Here is a 16,543-nt window from a genome sequence, read left to right as displayed (position 1 = left end):
ACCGCCGTTTGTCCCACGAGGATGACAGGCTTTCGGAAGGCCATTTCCAGGCTGGCGCTGATGCCGTTGCCCGACTCCGCTTGCTAGGGTGAACGCTTGCGGATGAGTCTTCATTCTGAATTTTGAGCGATCCGTCCGCAGACCCCATTACATCCATGCATCAAGGGAGATCTCATCATGGCTGATCGCAAGCCCAAAGCCGCCATCGCCATCGTGGCCGGCATCCTCATCCTGGCACTGATCGGCGGCCTCGCGCTGCTGGGTCTGTTCCAGTCCTCGGGACACAGCTGACCCTGCTCACACCGCGTTGAGCGGGATCTTCAGATAACGCACACCATTGCCTTCCGCTGGCGGCATCTGTCCGGCGCGCATGTTGACCTGTACCGAAGGTAGCAGCAGCACCGGCATGTCCAGCGTGGCATCACGCGCGCTGCGCATGGCCACGAATGCCTCTTCACTGATCCCTTCGCGAACGTGAATGTTGTGCTGGCGTTCTTCCGCCACGGTGGTCTCGAAGCGCAGTTCGCGGCCTCCCGGCTGGTAATCGTGGCACATGAAGAGGCGTGTCTGCGGCGGCAGCGACAGTACCGCATTGATTGAACGGAACAGCTGCCGCGCATCTCCGCCCGGAAAGTCACAACGCGCCGTCCCATAGTCGGGCATGAACAGCGTGTCACCGACGAAGGCGGCGCTGTGTCCGTCTTCTTCCACTACATAGGTGACACAAGCCGGCGTATGGCCAGGCGTGTGCATCACGCGCGCCTGCAGCTGGCCGATCCGGAAAGTTTCGCCATCGGTGAAGAGATGATCGAACTGGCTGCCGTCGTGCTCGAATTCGGTGCCGGCGTTGAAAAGCTTGCCAAAGACCTGCTGCACCTGGCGGATGTGCTCGCCGATGGCGATGCGGCCACCCAGCTTCTGCTTCAGGTAGGGCGCGGCGGAGAGATGGTCGGCATGCGCATGCGTTTCCAGAATCCATTGCACCGTCGCACCGAGTGCCTTGACACGGGCGATCAGATGATCGGCGCTGCGGGTGGAGGTGCGGCCGGACTTCGGGTCGTAGTCCAGCACGCTGTCCACCAGCGCACAGTGCAAGGTGGCGCGGTCCAGCACGAGGTAGCTGACGGTGCTGGTGATGGTGTCGAAATGACCTTCGATATGCAGATTGTCCATGGGTGATCCTGGTGTTTTTTCTTCACATTCAAACGGGCAGATTACGGCAAGAGGCCCCCTGTAAGGACACCCTGCGTGCAGCAACATTCATTTCGCCCAAAACCGCTCGCTCCAGCGGAACAGCAGCATGCCGGCCAGCATGGCCAGCACGAAGGCCAGACCTTTGCCCGATGCCATGCCTAGCAAGACCAATGCCGGTCCCGGGCAGATGCCGGCAATGCCCCAGCCGATGCCGAAGAGCAGGCTGCCCAGCACCAGTCGGCGGTCGATGGTGCGCGCCGTGGGCAATTGCATCGGTTCGCCCAGCAGTGTGCGCTGACGCTTGCGTGCCAGCGTAAAGGCCGGCAGCCCGATGGCGATGGCCCCGCCCATCACCAGGGCCAGCGATGGATCCCACTGGCCAGCCAGATCCAGAAATCCCAATACCTTGGCCGGATCGGCCATGCCCGAGACGATCAGGCCGAGGCCGAACAGCAAGCCGGCGGCCAGCGCGGCGAGGTTGCGCAGGAGCCTCATGACAGCACTCCTTGCAGCCCCAGCACGTGGCGCAACAGATAGACACTCAGAAATCCGGCCGCCATGAAGCACGCCGTCGCCACCGCCGAGCGTGGCGACAGGCGCGACAAGCCGCAGACGCCGTGACCACTGGTGCAACCGGCACCGTAACGGGTCCCCACGCCGACCAGCAGGCCTGCGAGTACGATGGCCGCATAGCCGGCGTCGATGCGGGGCGCGGGCAGGGCGCTTGCCAGTGACACCAGCAGCGGCGCGAGAAGCAAGCCGAGTACGAAGAGGGCGCGCCAGGCGCGATCCGATGCCGAGGGCGGCAGCAGACCGGCGACGATGCCGCTGATGCCGGCAATGCGTCCATTGCAGAGCACCAGCACGCTGGCGGCCGCTCCGATCAGCAGGCCACCGGTCAGCGAGGCGGCGGGGGTGAAGGCATTCCACGCAATGTCCATGCTCATTCCTTGGGGCAATAAAGTTGGTACATCAGTCCCAGCATCTCAAGCAACTTGGGATCGGCGACACGGTAGTACACCCGCTTGCCCTCGCGCCGCGTACTGACCACCCCTTCGTTGCGCAGCACGCCAAGTTGCTGGGACAGTGTGGGCTGGCGGATATCGAGTGTTTCCTCCAGCTCGCTGACGCACATTTCAGCCTGCGATAGCTGGCACATCAGCAACAGCCGGTCTTCATTGGCGAGTACCTTCAACGCGGCCACCGCCTGGCCGGCGGCGCGGCGCATCTGGTCGGCTTGTAGCGAGCTGGGGCTGGTCATGGCGAACACTATTCAATTCAATAATATATTAATTCATATAATAAATGCGCGACATGAAGATGGCAAGGCCTTCTGAACCGGAAGCGAAGCAAGAGGAGGGTGTGAAACGATGGGTGATTCGCTGAAACAGCTGTGGCAAGCGCGCTGCGCTGCTCAGTGGGAGGCGTGCAGCAGGTCGATCAGATGGCGGCTGGCCTGCTTGGCGGCCGCCATCGCCTCTTCAGCGAACGCAAACGGGGCATCTTCGCCACAGAATTGCAGTTCGCCATTGATATAGAGATCCCAGGTCCAGCCGGTGCCGGCGTCGCCCGGACACTTGAGCTCTATCCTGACCAGCTCGTCGCGATACCTGAAAAGTGCCTTCCTCATCGTGCCCGCCGGGTTTCTTGTCGTGAAGCAGCAAGCTCGACAACACTTGCCCCCTGAGTTGCCCAAGTGTACGCCATTACCACGTTGGCAATATTGGCATTAGCGTACATATATTTGCGCAAATCATTTTGCATTCTACCAAGGAGTAGCATTTATTTCAGACCGGTAACCCGCGTGCGGCTGAAACAATCTTCCTCGAAGATCAAGAAGGGACGGGACCGCCCGCCAGCAGCCGGTCCAGCAGTTCATCGTAGTGATGATGCGGCGTGGTGATGGCATAGAAGCTTTCCACCAGTTCGCTCGTCTGGCCGGCCACGACCAGGGCACCATTGCGCAGTTCGTCCTGCACCACCACTTCCGGCAGTACGGTGAGCCAGCCGCTGTCGCGGGCGATCAGGCGCAGCATGGCCATGTCGTCCACCTCGGCACGCATGCGCGGGCGCACGTCATTGGAGATGCACAGCGCGTCGAATTGCATGCGCAGGGCGTGACGCGGGCCGGGCAGGGCCATGTCGATGCCTTCCAGGTCTTGCGGAATGCGCAGGCTGCGTGCCTCCCAGCGGTGCGCCGGACCCACCACCGAGACCGCCTGGCTGCCCAGGAAGCGGCAGTGCAGGGGCCGATCCGGGTCGGAGGGCACGGTCTCATTGGCCAGCACCACATCAAGCTGATGCTGCATCAGCCGCTCCAGCAACCCTTCCAGCAAGCCCGACTCCAGCGTCAGAGAGACCGAGGGGTCAGAGAGCATGGGACGGATCCAGTTTTCCTGATAGTTACGCGACAGTGTGGCCACGCTACCCACTCGCAGGCGCGTCACCCCGGCCGAGCGGCCTTCCAGCCGGCCCAGCAGCTCCTGGCTAAGTCCAAAGATATTGTCGGCATAGGTGAACACCAATTGCCCGGTGTCGGTCAACGTCAGGCGGCGGCCTTCACGGATGAAGAGATCTTCTTCCAGCTGCTTTTCAAGCTGGCGGATCTGCGCGGACACGGCGGATTGCGAGGTGTGCAGTTCTTCCGCCGCCCGTGTCAGATGGCCGAGCTTGGCCACCCGCCAGAAATAACGCAAATGATGAAAGTTAAGCTGTTCTAGGCGCATCGTTCGATTTTATGAATGAATTTGTTCTGATAAATGTAATTTACAGAACGATCGATGGCAAGCATCATGATGCCATTCCAATGCATGAGGTTCTTGTCATGACGACCATCCCCCTGATTTCCTGCAGCGCCTGGGCACCGCCCGCGCTGACGATGGCCGCCGCTCTGGCGCTGTGTCTGTTCCGGCTGGCACCGCCGCGCGTCTGGACGCTGTTCCAGTCGCTCTCCCTGTTGGCTTTGCTGCTGACCTTGTTCAACCTGGTGATGGCACGCGACAGCGCCCCGTGGCAGGGCGTGCTGCATCCGTCCACGCTGGGCCTGGTGCTGGCCCTGCTGGTACAGGGACTGGGCACCGTCATCGGCAGTTTTTCAGCACGCTACCTGCAGGGTGAAGCCGGCCAGCGCCAGTATGCCGCGGCGCTCGCGCTGGTACTGACTGCCGTCCACCTGCTGTTGCTGGCCGATCACTGGGTGGTGCTGATCGCCGCCTGGGCCGTCGTGGGGCTGGCCCTGCAACGCCTGCTGTGCTTCTATCCGGAACGTCCCTTTGCCCGTCTGGCTTCGTACAAGAAAAGCATCGCCGACCGCATCGCCGACTGCCTGCTGATCGCGGCGGCCGCGCTGGCCTGGACGACCGTGGGCAGCGGCTCCTTCTCGGACCTGTGGGCCTACCTGAGCCAGCACGGCATGAGCACCAGCCTGCAGATCAGCGCACTGTGCCTGACCCTGGCGGTGATCCTGCGCACTGCGCTGCTGCCGGTGCACGGCTGGCTGATTCAGGTGATGGAAGCGCCGACCCCGGTCTCGGCGCTGCTGCATGCCGGCGTGGTGAATCTGGGCGGCTTCGTGCTGGTGCGGTTTGCACCCTTGCTGGAGCAGGCCGTCGCGGCGCGCGCCGTGCTGCTCATCGTCAGCGCCGGTACCGTGTTGCTGGCCGGGCTGGTGATGCTGACCCGCATCAGCATCAAGGTCAAACTGGCCTGGTCGACCGTGGCGCAGATGGGCTTCATGCTGCTGGAGTGCGCCGCCGGACTGTACCTGTTCGCCGCGCTGCACCTGATCGGCCACTCGCTGTACAAGGCACACGCCTTCCTGTCGGCCTCCTCGGTGGTGCGGGAGACCCGCCTGTCGGCCTTGCACAGCCCGGCGCTGCCGTCAGCCTGGAGCGTGATCCTCGCCCCGATGGTCAGCATCGCCCTGGTGCTGGGCCTGCACAGCCTGAGCCCACATGCGGCCTGGCCATGGTGGTGGAGCGGCATCCTCGGGCTGGCCTGGGCACCGCTGCTGTGGCGCTCCACGGCCAAGGGCAGTGGTGGCCTGCGCGGCTGGCTGCTGGGCCTGCTGGGTGCGGCCGGCCTGACCCTCGCGGCCCTGGTGGCCCACCTGCTGCCGCTGCACGTCAACGATTACCCGCGTGCCGTGTTCGGCGTGACGGCCTTGCTGGCGATGCTGGCCCTGTATGTCTGCATGGGCTTGTTGCAACTGGCACCGCAGTCGATGGCCGCCTGGCGACGCCGCAGCTACGCCGGCTTCTACCTCGATGAAGCCTATACCCGCCTGGCGCTGCAGTTGTGGCCCTCGAACTGGGCTCCCAGTGCCCGCCGGGCCGCTGCCGAACAACAAGTGAACAATCTCGCCGCCGATGGCCGTAGCCAGGGCTGAGCCCGCCTCACCGGAGAAACAGCATGAACGTATTAGCCCAAGATAGCCAAGGACCAGCCGTCGCGCCGATCGCTGCGTGGAGCGCCGAGCTGGAGCAGCAATTGCAGCAAGCCTGCCAGGACGCCTGCGGTGCCATCGCCCCGGCCTGGCCACTGGATCGTGCCATCGCCGTCAATCCGCACTGGTCGCGGGTCGGCATGCCGCTGCGCCAGGTGGCCGCGCGCATGACCCTGCTGGGCGGCATCCAGGTCTTTCCGCCCAAGGAACAGCTGCAGCAGGCCTGGGACCAGGGCCGGGTGACCGAAGCAGATCTGGAATACGCCCTGGCACACTCGATCGAGGCCCAGGAGCGCGGTTTCGACGTTGCCCACTGTCTGTCGGTACTGGCCGCCACCGGCCCGGCGCCAAGGCTGCCGCTGCTGATCGACGTGCTGGACAACGATCCCCAGCGCCACACCCGGCTCTCCTGGCGGCAGGCCATCACGCACCAGGTCAGCCAGACCTGTGCCGCCTATTTCGACCAGCACCAGGCCGACTGGCAGCCTGAACGCGGCATGGGCCTGTATGCCTTCTGGCGCGAGACGCTGGAGCACGACCACGGCATCGGCTTGCTGATGGGCCTGCCGCACATTGCCGATGGCGTCCGGGCGCTGCCGGCCTGCGCGCGCGAGGCCGAACGCTGGGTGATGCGGCGCATGGACCTGCCGCCCGAGGTCTGGGCCGACTATCTTGAATCGGTCCTGCTGACCGTCAATGGCTGGGCCTCGTGGTGTGCCTATCTGGGCTGGGAGGCCAAACTCGCAGGCGGCAGTGATGAACACCTGCGTGAATTGCTGGCCATCCGCATGGCCTGGGGTGCCTTGCTGCTGGAGTGCAAGGACGACGAAGCCGCCAGCCACGCCTTCCACACGGTGCAGCAGGCCTGGGCGCGCTCGCAGGAGCGTCTGGAACAAGTCCGTCAGGATCTGCTGGTCGATGAACTCTGGCAGGTCGCACTGGAGGCTGGCTACCAGCGCAAGCTGGCGGCAGCCTTGCTGCAACAGTCGGCCAATGCAGCGCCGCAGGTCGAGGTGCAGGCCGCATTCTGCATCGATGTACGCAGCGAACCGCTACGGCGGGCGCTGGAAGCGGTCCATCCTGGCATGCAGACGATGGGCTTCGCGGGTTTCTTCGGCCTGCCGGTGGCCTACACGCCGCTGGCCACCGAGGCCAGCCGTCCGCAGTTGCCGGGCCTGCTGGCACCGGCCTATCAGGTGCAGGATGTGGTCGCCCCCGCCGGAACGGTCGCCGATGGTGGCGTGCTGGCCAGTGCCGTGGCACGGGCGCGGCGCAAGACATTGGCCTTCAAGGAACAGTGGCAGGGCAATACGCGCTGGCCGGGGTCGGCGTTTTCCTTCGTCGAGGTGGCGGGTGTCACAGCACTGGGCGGTCTCTGGAAATGGCTGCAGCCTGGCCAGGCCGAACGTGCGCGCGATGACCTGGCCGGGCTGCCGTCGCGTTATCGCGAAGTGTGCCGGCCGCAACTGGTCGGCGTCGCGCTGGACGACAAGGTGGCACTGGCCGCCCGCGTGCTGCACGCCATGGGCCTGGATCGCCAGGTGGCCCCGCTGGTACTGCTGGCCGGGCATGGCAGCCAGTCCGCCAACAACGCGCATGCGGCAGCGCTGGACTGTGGCGCCTGCTGCGGCCAGACCGGCGAAGTGAACGCGCGCACGCTGGCCCAGTTGCTCAACGAACAGGAGGTGCGCCGCGGCCTGCTGGACCGGCAGATCTTCATCCCCGAAGACAGCCACTTCCTGGCCGTCCTGCACAACACCACGACCGACGAAATCGAAGCCTTCGATCTCGACCTGATGCCGGCAGCGGCCTGCGCGCGCTGGCAAGCCCTGCAGCCGGTGCTGGCCGAGGCCGGTGACCGTGTCCGCCGCGAGCGTGCGCTGCGCCTGGGGATGGAGCCGGCCCAGGCCGCGCCGGCCTTGCTGAAGCAACTGCGCCGCCGCGCCAACGACGGTGCCGAGACGCGTCCTGAATGGGGCCTGACCGGCAATGCCGCCTTCCTGATCGCCCCGCGTTCACGCAGCCGTGGACTGGACCTGGGTGGCCGCTGCTTCCTGCATGACTACGAGGCCAGCGAGGATCGGGACGGCAGCGTGCTGGAACTGCTGATGACCGCGCCCATGCTGGTGACGCACTGGATCAACTGGCAATATCACGCCTCCACCAGCGATCCGCAGCGCCTGGGCAGCGGCAACAAGCTCTTGCACAACGTGGTCGGGGGCACCATCGGTGTCTTCGAAGGCAATGGCGGCGATCTGCGCATCGGCCTGTCGCGCCAGTCGCTGCATGATGGCCAGCAGTGGGTGCATGAACCGCTGCGCCTGACCGTCGTGATCGATGCGCCGGCCGAGGCCATCGATGCCGTGGTCGCCCGCCACGCCATCGTGCGTCAGCTGCTGGAGCATGGCTGGCTGCACCTGTGGCGTTTCGGAGAGGCAGGCCTGGAGCAGTGGCGGCGCGAGGGATGGAAGTCAATCGGCTTGTGAAACTTCTGGTATCGTTGGCAAGATGCGGTAGCATAGATGCCGTTTTGCAACTAATGATTTACCGGAGAAAGCATGATCCCCATCATTCCAGACTCCAATGCCAGCCCGGGAGAGGACGCCGCGCGTCGCTCCTGCGAGGGCTGCTCGGACGACGGTAAGCTGGACATCGAGTTTGAATATGCCTATCAGCCCATCGTGCGCCTGTCCACGCGCTCGGTGTACGCCTATGAAGCATTGGTGCGCGGGCCGCAGGGCGAGCCCGCGTACACGGTGCTGAACCAGGTCAATGACAGCAACGTCTATCGTTTCGACCAGGCTTGCCGTACCAAGGCGGTGGAAGGCGCGGCACGGCTGGGCATGACGCAGTACCTGTCGATCAATTTCCTGCCCAATGCGGTGTACCGCCCGGAGGTATGCATCCAGAGCACCTTCAAGGCCGCACGCAAGCATGACTTCCCGATCGAACGCATCATCTTCGAGGTAACCGAAGGGGAGCGCGTGGTCGACCGCCCGCACCTGGTGAACATCTTCCGGGAATACAGCCGCTTCGGTTTTCGTACCGCCATCGATGACTTCGGCGCCGGCTATGCGGGCCTGAACCTGCTGGCCGAATACCAGCCCGATCTGATCAAGATCGACATGGACCTGGTCCGCAACATCGACACCGACAAGCCGCGCCAGGCCATCGTGGCCGGCATCGCCGCCATCTGCGAGGAGCTGGATATCGAGATCCTGGCCGAGGGCGTGGAGACCCGTGCCGAACGCGATCACCTGGCGGCGCTGGGGATCGACCTGATGCAGGGGTACTGGTTTGCCAAGCCAGCTTTCCAGACTTTGGCCATCGTGCCGACCCAGGCCTGGGACTGATCAGGTCGAAAAGAAGCAGCAAACAAGAAAGTAAAGCGGCATCCGGAGATGCCGCTTTTTTTGCGTCCTGCCAGCCCTTATTCGGGGAAGCGCACCAGCCGTTTGGCATCCTTCGGTGCCTGGTATTGCGCCGCGTTCATCTGCATGGCCAGCAGCGTGTAATAGGCATTGATGCCGGTCAGATCGACCACGCCCTTCTTGCCGAAACGCTTTTCGGCGCGGGCGAAGGTCGGATCGGAGACGCGCTTGTTGCGATGCAGTTCGAGCGAGAAGTCATAGACGATCTGCTCGTCCTCGCTCAGGCCCTCGGGACGGCGGCCGTCGGCGATGGCCGCCGCCACTTCCGGCTTGATGCCGGCTTTGATGGCGATGGGATAGTGTACGTACCACTCGTAATCCTGGGTCCATTCACGGGCCGTGATCAGAATCACCAGTTCGCTGAGGGTATTGCCGATGGCCGAGTTGTAGCGCAGGTAGTCGCCCATCGAGCGTGCCTGCGTCATCACTTGCGGGCTGTGCATCAGCGGTTCGAAGGGCCCGAACACCGGCACCTTGCGGGCGGCCAGGAATTCATCGGCGGCTTTTTTCTGTTCCGGCGTGTATTGATCGGGCTGGATCACCGGCAGGCGATCCGCAGCCTGGCCGACGGCGGCCGAGAGCAAGGTCGAGGCAAGGGCAATGCGCAGGAATCGTTTCATGAAGGTCTCTGTCTCTGGATGTTGGTCTGGTTATGGTGCCGACGCTGGCCTTGGCGGGCCACCGCGACGGCGGCTCTAGGATAGGGGAGCTTCAGCGGATTGTGTTGCTGAGTCTTCACTTTCGCCTGAGCCCATGTGAATGTCATGCAACATCGGCACGTCCTTGCCGATTTCGCTCCCGTCCGGAGGTGCTGCTGCGCGTCGTCATGGTGCCGGGACCCGTGCGCGGCTACAATCTCTGCCCACTGAACAAGCAACGAGACCTTACCGATGAAAACCTACGCCGTGCTCCCGTGGCTGGCCGTGATGCTGGCGCTTGGCGGTTGCGCCACCGAGGCCTATCGCGCCACCGAGAGCCAGTGCGCCCCGGCCGCCTATGCCCAGTACCCGATCATCCAGCAGACGCGGATGGAAATGCGCACCCGCACCATCCAGGTGCCGACCGGGCAGACGCGCTGCAGCTCGGTGGTCAACGGCAACCGGACCGATACGGTCTGCCAGGACATCCTGCGTACCGAGTATCAGCAATATCCCGTCTACGTGACGGTCGACATCAATGAATATGGGCGCAACCAGGTGATCGCCGCCTGCGCCCGTGCGCAATGCGTGAGAACGCACGGCAACCCCGACTGCGAGTAGTCCGGCCAGACCGGATCGCGGTGGTCTATGGTTCGGCCTGATCGGGCGTGCCGAGCGCCGCAGTCTGCTGCGGCAGCAGACGCTCCAGCATGGCGCGGTGGTAGGGATCCTGAGATTCCACATAGCGTGCCGCCGAATGAATGTTTTTCCATCCCACGTATTCCATCAGGGCGCGCATCTCCCAGCCATTGGCGCTGGCCCAGCTGGCAAAGCCGCGCCGCAGCGAGTGCGAGCTGTAGAGATGTGCATCATCAATCCCTGCCGATTTCAGGATCCGTCGCAGCAAGGGGATGATGCTGGCCGCATTGACCGCTTCTTCGCTGATGCGGCCCCAGCGATCGATGCCGCGTAGTACCGGTCCGCTGCTCAGGCCGCTCACCGCCAGCCAGTCGAGATAAGCCGCCACCGGGCACAACCGTGACAGCGCCGGCGTCTTGTAGGTGCTGCCTTTGAGGCTGCGGTCGGTCTTGGTGCGGGGCAGGTGGATGCGCATGCCTTCGCCTGCCACCGCCTCAATGCGTTCGATATCCAGCCGCGCCAATTCGTCGCTGCGAAATCCCCGCCAGAATCCGATCAGCAACAATGCCTTGTCGCGCGTATGCCGCAGCAGGTCGGCAAAGCGCGCCTGCTGGCGTGCCAGTTCCCGTTCGCGTTCCAGATGGGCGATGGTCTGCTCCAGCGCCTCCAGCTGCAGCGGTTTGGCGCGTTTTTCCTGGGCAGGATGCAGTTCCAGGATGCCGCGCAGCATCTTGCGCACGACCGGAGCCTTGGTCGGGTCCGGGAATCCCTGGTCTACATGCCACTGGCCCAGCGCGGAGATGCGCTGCTTGAGCGTGTTGTGCGCCAGCTTGCCGGCGTGCTCAGCCAGATAGCGCACCAGGCTGTCCGCCGTGGCTGGCAGAAAACCACCCCATTCCACTTCGAAATGCTTCACGGCCGCACGATAGCTGCGGCGAGTGTTGTCACGGGTGGCGGCGTGCAGATAGTCATCGATATTCAACGGTGCTGGTGCGGCTGGCATGGGCTCATTACAGACGGGTGAGGGCAGATTCGGAGGATTTTACGCGATCAGATTCGATAATCATCCAATATCCTGTGTTAATTATTTTCGACATCTGCATAAATATTCTTCAATATTAGTATGTAATCACGTATTATGTAATTCATCATCAAATAACGGATTTGGACCATGGCACGTACCGGCCTCTACAAATCGGAAGTGAAGAAAGCGCGCGATTCCTTGCTGGCATTGGGCCGGCATCCGTCGGTGGATGCTGTGCGGGTAGAACTGGGCAATACCGGCTCCAAGACTACAATCCACAAATACCTGAAGGAATTGGAAGAAGAGGAGGGCGGCCGGGGCCACCCGCGCAGCCTCAGCGAGGCTCTGCAGGACCTGGTGGAGCGGCTCGCCGTGCAGTTGCAGGAGGAGGCCCGGGCAGAGGTCAAGGCAGTGCGTGCGGAAACGGAGACGGTAACGGCCCGATTGGCGCAGGAATTGGCATTGCTGAAGGCCGCCCATGCCGAGCAGGGCCTGCGTCTGGATCAGACGCAAAAAGCCCTGATCGCCGAGCGCGCCGCCCATGAGAAAACCCGCGAGGAACGCCAGGAGCAAACCGCCATGGCACGCACCCTGGAAGTGAAGCTCGCTGCCTTGCAGGAACGCCTGGCCGAAAACGAACAGCACCGCCAGTCGCTCGAAGAAAAGCACCAGCACGCCCGCGATGCCCTGGAGCACTACCGCAGTGCCGCCAAGGACCAGCGCGACCAGGACCAGCGACGCCACGAGCAACAACTCCAGACCCTGCAAGCCGAATTGCGCCAGTTGCGCCAGGATGCAGTGGTGCGCCAGGAGGACGTCACCCGGCTCAATCAGGAAGGCGTGCGCCTGATTGCCGAGTTGTCACATGCGCGGCAGGCGCTGGCAGAACAGCACACGCTGGCCACGCGTCGCGAACAACAAATGGAGGCGCTGCAGGAACAGGCTTCCGCCAAGCGCGTGCTCGAAGCGCAGCTGGCTGCCAGGAACGAGGCCTTGACGCAACTGCAGGCCCGGGTCATCAGTGCCGAAGAAGAGGCCGCCAGCGGGCGCCGGCAATGGCAGCAGGGCGAGCGCGAGCTGGCGGCGGTACGCGCACGACTGGAAACGCACGAAGCGCTGCTCAAAGAGTGGCGCGGCCACTCCGCTGTGCAACAGGATAAAAAGGCAGCGCCACCGGTACCAAAAGACTCAGGCACCGACCCCGGCTGATACCGGGGCAGGGCAGTGGTGCCGTGCATGCGCTCGCTGCACGTCCGTGCTGCACTTCCATTCAGCCAGCCATGCTCGCCGATGAAGGCTCATGCAAAAAGCTGATATCCAAGCATGTTTTACTTTGTAGCTCCAAATGATCTGATCGCCCACAATCGGGGCTCGCGGCGGCTTTCGAGGCCGTGTCCGCTGCCTCCATTGAACGACTCCACGATCAGGTCATGCACGCAAAGAACTTCATTCGCCGCTTCCGGTTTCCGCAGACTCTGGCCGGTGCCATCCTGGCCTTGAGCGCAGCGTTTTCGCACGCTCAAGCTCTGACCATCGGCGTGACGCCCGGCGTGATCGCCGACTCCATCCAAGTGGCCGCAGCAGAAGCCAAGCGGCAGGGACTGGAGGTACGCGTGGTCGAGATGACCGACTGGACCACGCCTAATGTCGCCCTGCAATCCGGCGACCTCGACCTGAATTACTTCCAGCACACCGCCTTCCTGGAAAACGCCATCCGTGAACGTGGCTACGCCTTTGCGATTGCCGGTTATGGCGTGCTGCCCAACATCGGCCTGTTTTCCACCCGCATCAAGAGCCTGGCGCAACTGAAGGACGGTGCCACCGTGGCCGTGGCCAACGATCCCGTCAACCAGGGCCGGGGACTCCTGCTGCTGGAACGCGCCGGACTGATCAAACTCAAGCCCGGTGTGGGCGCCAAGGCCAGCCTGGCTGACATCGCCAGCAACCCGAAGAAACTGGATTTCAAGGAAATCGAAGGTCCGCAACTGGTCCGCGCTCTGGATGACGTCGATCTGGCGCAGGGTTACCCGGCGCATCTGGTTGCCGCCGGCAAGCCGGAGATCGCCAAAAGCGGCCTGCAATATTCGACCGTGGACGACCAGCGCTTCGCGATCGTTTTCGTCTCGCGCACCAGCAATGCCGCTGACCCGCGCATCCGCAAATTCATCACGCTGTACCAGCAATCGCCCGCCGTGCTGGCCAAGATCGATGAGCGCTATGCACACGACAAACGGCTTTACAGCCTGCCCTGGCAAAAGCCCTGAATGAAGCTTTGTGTCGCTGGCGAGTGATCATCTCGTGCCTCGCCGGCCGCAAGCCCGCTTCCAGCGGCCTCCCGTTGCGCCGACGCTGCCAGCGGCTGATTCACGACCTGAACTTTTTTTCCCAAAACCCATTTTTTTTCGGAGCCCTGCATGCAGCCTTCCCGTCTTTTCCGTCATTTGCTGGTCGTCCTGACTGTCCTTTCTGCCCATGCCGGTGTGGCGCACGCCGCCGACAAGCTGCGCATCGGCGTGGTGCCTGGGGCCTATGGCGACTCCATCGCAGTGGCCGCCAAGGAAGCCAAGAACCAGGGCATTGACGTGCAAGTCGTCGAATTCACCGACTGGACCACGCCCAATGTGGCGGTGGATGCAGGGGACCTGGACCTGAACTATTTCCAGCACCAGCCCTTCCTCGACAATGCCATCCAGAAGAACGGCTACAAGCTGGCCAGTGCCGGTACCGGCATCCTGGCCAACGTCGGCCTGTATTCGCTCAAGCACAAGTCCTTCGCCCAAGTGCCACAGGGCGGCAAGGTCGGCATCGCCAACGATCCTGTCAACCAGGGGCGCGGCTTGCTGTTGCTGCAGAGTGTGGATCAAGCTCAAGCCCAACGTCGGCTACCTGGGCAGTCTCAATGACATCGTCGAGAACCCCAAGAAGCTGAACTTCGTGGAAGTGGAAGGCCCGCAGCTGGTGCGCATCACGCCCGATGTCGACCTGGCTCAGGGCTATCCGCACTTCATCGTGGCGGCCAAGGCCTTCGATCCTTCCAGCGGCCTGGCCTATTCCGGTATCGAGGATGCCCGTTTCGCCATCCAGTTCGTCACCAAGGCCAGCCGCGTGAATGATCCGGTGATCCAGAAATTCATCCGCATCTACCAGAACTCGGAGACCGTCAAGGCCGACATCCATCGTGCCTTCAACAGCGACAAGCGTCTCTACACGCTGGCCTGGCAGAAGCCCTGAAACCGCCGCACCCGTCCCGGAAGGAAACCGCATGGAACTCTCGATCACGGCCAGACAATCCTTGACCGCTCCCAGCCGTCCCGAGGCGGAGCATGATGCTGCCGCGCAGGCCTCGGCCCCTGGCGGCCCGTGGCCCGGCAGCGGTCCCAAGGGCAGGGTGGCCTTGCGCCAGGTCGGCAAGACCTACCTCTCATCGGCCGGCCCGGTGCAGGCCTTGCAGGACATCGACCTGGAGATTGCGCCCGGCAGCATCTTCGGCATCATCGGCCGCAGCGGGGCCGGCAAATCCAGCCTGCTGCGCACCATCAACCGGCTGGAGACGCCCACCAGCGGGCGCATCGAAGTCGATGGGGTGGATATCGCGACCCTCGACGATGCGCAACTGGTGCAATTGCGCCGGCGCATCGGCATGATCTTCCAGCATTTCAACCTGCTCTCGGCCAAGACCGTCTTTGACAACATCGCCTTGCCGCTGCGCGTGGCCGGCGTGCCGCGCCAGCAGGTGGAGGGCAGGGTGCGCGAACTGCTGGCCCTGGTCGGTCTGCAGGACAAGGCCGATACCTATCCGCGCCGCCTCTCGGGTGGCCAGAAGCAGCGTGTCGGCATTGCCCGCGCCCTGGCCAGCGGGCCCGAGATCCTGCTCTGCGACGAGGCCACCTCGGCGCTGGACCCGGAAACCACTCACGCCATCCTGCAACTGCTGCGCGACATCAACCGCAAGCTGGGCATCACGGTGATCCTGATCACGCATGAAATGAGCGTCATTCGCGAGATCGCCGACCAGGTGCTGGTGCTGGAACAGGGACGCATCGCTGAACTGGGGCCGGTGTGGCAGGTGTTCGGTAATCCCGCCCATCCAGCCACGCAAGCTTTGTTGGCGCCACTGCAGCAAGGCCTGCCGCCGGAACTGCTGGACAAACTGCAGACCGTGCCGCCGTCCGGGCTGCATGAGCGCATTCTGCAATTGCAATACCGTGGCGGGGATGGCCTGGAGCCTGATCTGTTGCGCGTGGCGCAGGCGCTGGGCGGCAAGACGCGCTTGCTGCAGGCCAGCGTGGAGCGCATCCAGGGACATACCCACGGTCAGCTCTACATCGCCTTGGCCGACGTCACGGGATCACCAGACTGGCAGGCCCTGACACAGGGACCCACGGCGATTGCGCATCACATCAAGGAGTTGGGATATGTCACTCGAACTTAGTCTTTCCATTCCCATCGAGCGCTACGGCAATGCGCTGGTCGATACGCTGCAGATGGTCGGCATCTCGGGCACACTGGCGCTGGTGGCGGGCATTCCGCTGGCGGTGCTGCTGATCGTGACGGCGCCGGGCGGCTTCCTGGCCTCGCCGCGCGTGCACCGGGTATTGGGCAGCATCATCAATGGTTTTCGCGCCACGCCCTTCATCGTACTGCTGGTGGCGCTGATTCCGCTCACGCGCCTGGTGGCGGGCACCACCATCGGCGTCTGGGCCGCCATCGTGCCGCTGGCCATCAGCGCCACGCCTTTCTTTGCGCGCATCGTCGAGGTGAGCTTGCGCGAGGTTGATCCCGGTCTGGTCGAAGCAGCGCAGGCACTGGGCTGCAAGAAATGGGACATCGTGCGGCATGTCTATCTGCCCGAGGCTCTGCCCGGCATCGTGGGGGGCTTCACGATCACGCTGGTGGCCCTCATCAGCTCTTCGGCCATGGCCGGTGCGGTGGGCGCGGGCGGCTTGGGAGATCTGGCGATCCGCTATGGCTATCAGCGGTTCGATACGCAGGTCATGGTGATCGTCATTGCGGTGCTGATTTTGCTGGTGTCGGTGGTGCAGCGTATCGGGGACGGCTACGTGCGCTGGCTGCGTGAACGCTGATGGGACTGTAGCGCTGACCAAGTCCTGAGGCTTGCTGTTGATTTCGCGGGCCCCTGCATGCAGGGGCCCGCTGTTTTGTATGGCAGCGC

General features: G+C 63.6%; 16 protein-coding genes and 1 pseudogene. 9 read left to right on the top strand and 8 right to left on the bottom strand.

Going from position 1 to position 16,543, the window contains the following annotated elements:
* Positions 1-297: 297 nt before the first annotated feature.
* From ACWHXP_RS08300 to ACWHXP_RS08275, 6 genes are all read right to left on the bottom strand, one after another.
* Entirely contained in the window at positions 298-1,173 is an 876-nt protein-coding gene (locus tag ACWHXP_RS08300) for an MBL fold metallo-hydrolase (RefSeq protein WP_489634036.1), read from the bottom strand.
* Between the two features lie 87 nt (positions 1,174-1,260).
* A complete protein-coding gene (locus tag ACWHXP_RS08295) occupies positions 1,261-1,689 on the bottom strand; it encodes a YeeE/YedE family protein (protein WP_134222363.1) in 429 nt (142 codons plus the stop codon).
* Entirely contained in the window at positions 1,686-2,135 is a 450-nt protein-coding gene (locus ACWHXP_RS08290; protein WP_489625474.1) for a YeeE/YedE family protein, read from the bottom strand. Before ACWHXP_RS08290 ends, ACWHXP_RS08295 begins: the two co-directional genes overlap by 4 nt.
* Positions 2,136-2,137: 2 nt before the next feature.
* Positions 2,138-2,455, bottom strand: coding sequence for an ArsR/SmtB family transcription factor (locus tag ACWHXP_RS08285; protein WP_121040210.1), 318 nt, complete (start codon positions 2,453-2,455; stop codon positions 2,138-2,140).
* A gap of 153 nt (positions 2,456-2,608) precedes the next feature.
* Positions 2,609-2,824: a hypothetical protein gene (locus ACWHXP_RS08280; RefSeq protein ID WP_034329223.1), complete on the bottom strand. Its 216-nt coding sequence runs from the start codon at positions 2,822-2,824 to the stop codon at positions 2,609-2,611.
* 202 nt (positions 2,825-3,026) lie between these two features.
* Complete coding sequence (locus ACWHXP_RS08275; RefSeq protein WP_034329222.1) at positions 3,027-3,920, bottom strand: LysR family transcriptional regulator; 894 nt, start codon at positions 3,918-3,920, stop codon at positions 3,027-3,029.
* Between the two features lie 98 nt (positions 3,921-4,018).
* Between ACWHXP_RS08275 and ACWHXP_RS08270 the strand changes: the two genes are divergently transcribed.
* From ACWHXP_RS08270 to ACWHXP_RS08260, 3 genes are all read left to right on the top strand, one after another.
* On the top strand, positions 4,019-5,581 hold the full coding sequence (locus tag ACWHXP_RS08270; RefSeq protein WP_489634037.1) for an NADH-quinone oxidoreductase subunit L: 1,563 nt from the start codon (positions 4,019-4,021) through the stop codon (positions 5,579-5,581).
* A gap of 23 nt (positions 5,582-5,604) precedes the next feature.
* Positions 5,605-8,124: a YbcC family protein gene (locus tag ACWHXP_RS08265; protein ID WP_489634038.1), complete on the top strand. Its 2,520-nt coding sequence runs from the start codon at positions 5,605-5,607 to the stop codon at positions 8,122-8,124.
* 72 nt (positions 8,125-8,196) lie between these two features.
* Positions 8,197-8,991, top strand: a complete 795-nt coding sequence (locus ACWHXP_RS08260; protein ID WP_489625477.1) for an EAL domain-containing protein — start codon at positions 8,197-8,199, stop codon at positions 8,989-8,991.
* A gap of 77 nt (positions 8,992-9,068) precedes the next feature.
* On the opposite strand, the gene ACWHXP_RS08255 is transcribed toward ACWHXP_RS08260, so the two are convergent.
* Positions 9,069-9,689, bottom strand: coding sequence for a carboxymuconolactone decarboxylase family protein (locus ACWHXP_RS08255; RefSeq protein ID WP_489634039.1), 621 nt, complete (start codon positions 9,687-9,689; stop codon positions 9,069-9,071).
* A gap of 270 nt (positions 9,690-9,959) precedes the next feature.
* On the opposite strand from ACWHXP_RS08255, the gene ACWHXP_RS08250 reads away from it, so the two are divergent.
* Complete coding sequence (locus ACWHXP_RS08250) at positions 9,960-10,328, top strand: hypothetical protein (protein ID WP_039788085.1); 369 nt, start codon at positions 9,960-9,962, stop codon at positions 10,326-10,328.
* Positions 10,329-10,353: 25 nt separating this feature from the next.
* Here the strand turns inward: ACWHXP_RS08250 and ACWHXP_RS08245 are convergent, their stop codons facing one another.
* Complete coding sequence (locus tag ACWHXP_RS08245; RefSeq protein ID WP_121040226.1) at positions 10,354-11,349, bottom strand: site-specific integrase; 996 nt, start codon at positions 11,347-11,349, stop codon at positions 10,354-10,356.
* 168 nt (positions 11,350-11,517) lie between these two features.
* Here ACWHXP_RS08245 and ACWHXP_RS08240 point away from each other — a divergent pair, with 168 nt between their 5' ends.
* From ACWHXP_RS08240 to ACWHXP_RS08220, 5 genes and pseudogenes are all read left to right on the top strand, one after another.
* A complete protein-coding gene (locus ACWHXP_RS08240) occupies positions 11,518-12,579 on the top strand; it encodes a DNA-binding protein (protein WP_489634040.1) in 1,062 nt (353 codons plus the stop codon).
* Between the two features lie 221 nt (positions 12,580-12,800).
* A complete protein-coding gene (locus ACWHXP_RS08235) occupies positions 12,801-13,634 on the top strand; it encodes a MetQ/NlpA family ABC transporter substrate-binding protein (RefSeq protein WP_489634041.1) in 834 nt (277 codons plus the stop codon).
* A gap of 150 nt (positions 13,635-13,784) precedes the next feature.
* A pseudogene (locus ACWHXP_RS08230) lies at positions 13,785-14,601 on the top strand (MetQ/NlpA family ABC transporter substrate-binding protein).
* Positions 14,602-14,632: 31 nt separating this feature from the next.
* Positions 14,633-15,802 carry a methionine ABC transporter ATP-binding protein gene (locus ACWHXP_RS08225; protein WP_489634042.1) on the top strand — a complete coding sequence of 390 codons (1,170 nt, stop codon included), beginning with the start codon at positions 14,633-14,635 and terminating at the stop codon, positions 15,800-15,802.
* Positions 15,786-16,454: a methionine ABC transporter permease gene (locus tag ACWHXP_RS08220; protein ID WP_489634043.1), complete on the top strand. Its 669-nt coding sequence runs from the start codon at positions 15,786-15,788 to the stop codon at positions 16,452-16,454. The genes ACWHXP_RS08225 and ACWHXP_RS08220 overlap by 17 nt, the downstream gene beginning before the upstream one ends.
* Positions 16,455-16,543: the final 89 nt, after the last annotated feature.

This window comes from Herbaspirillum sp. Her2 (genome assembly GCF_057961375.1).
Note: the sequence above shows the minus strand (reverse complement) of the source record. Positions and strands in the feature narration are given on the sequence as shown.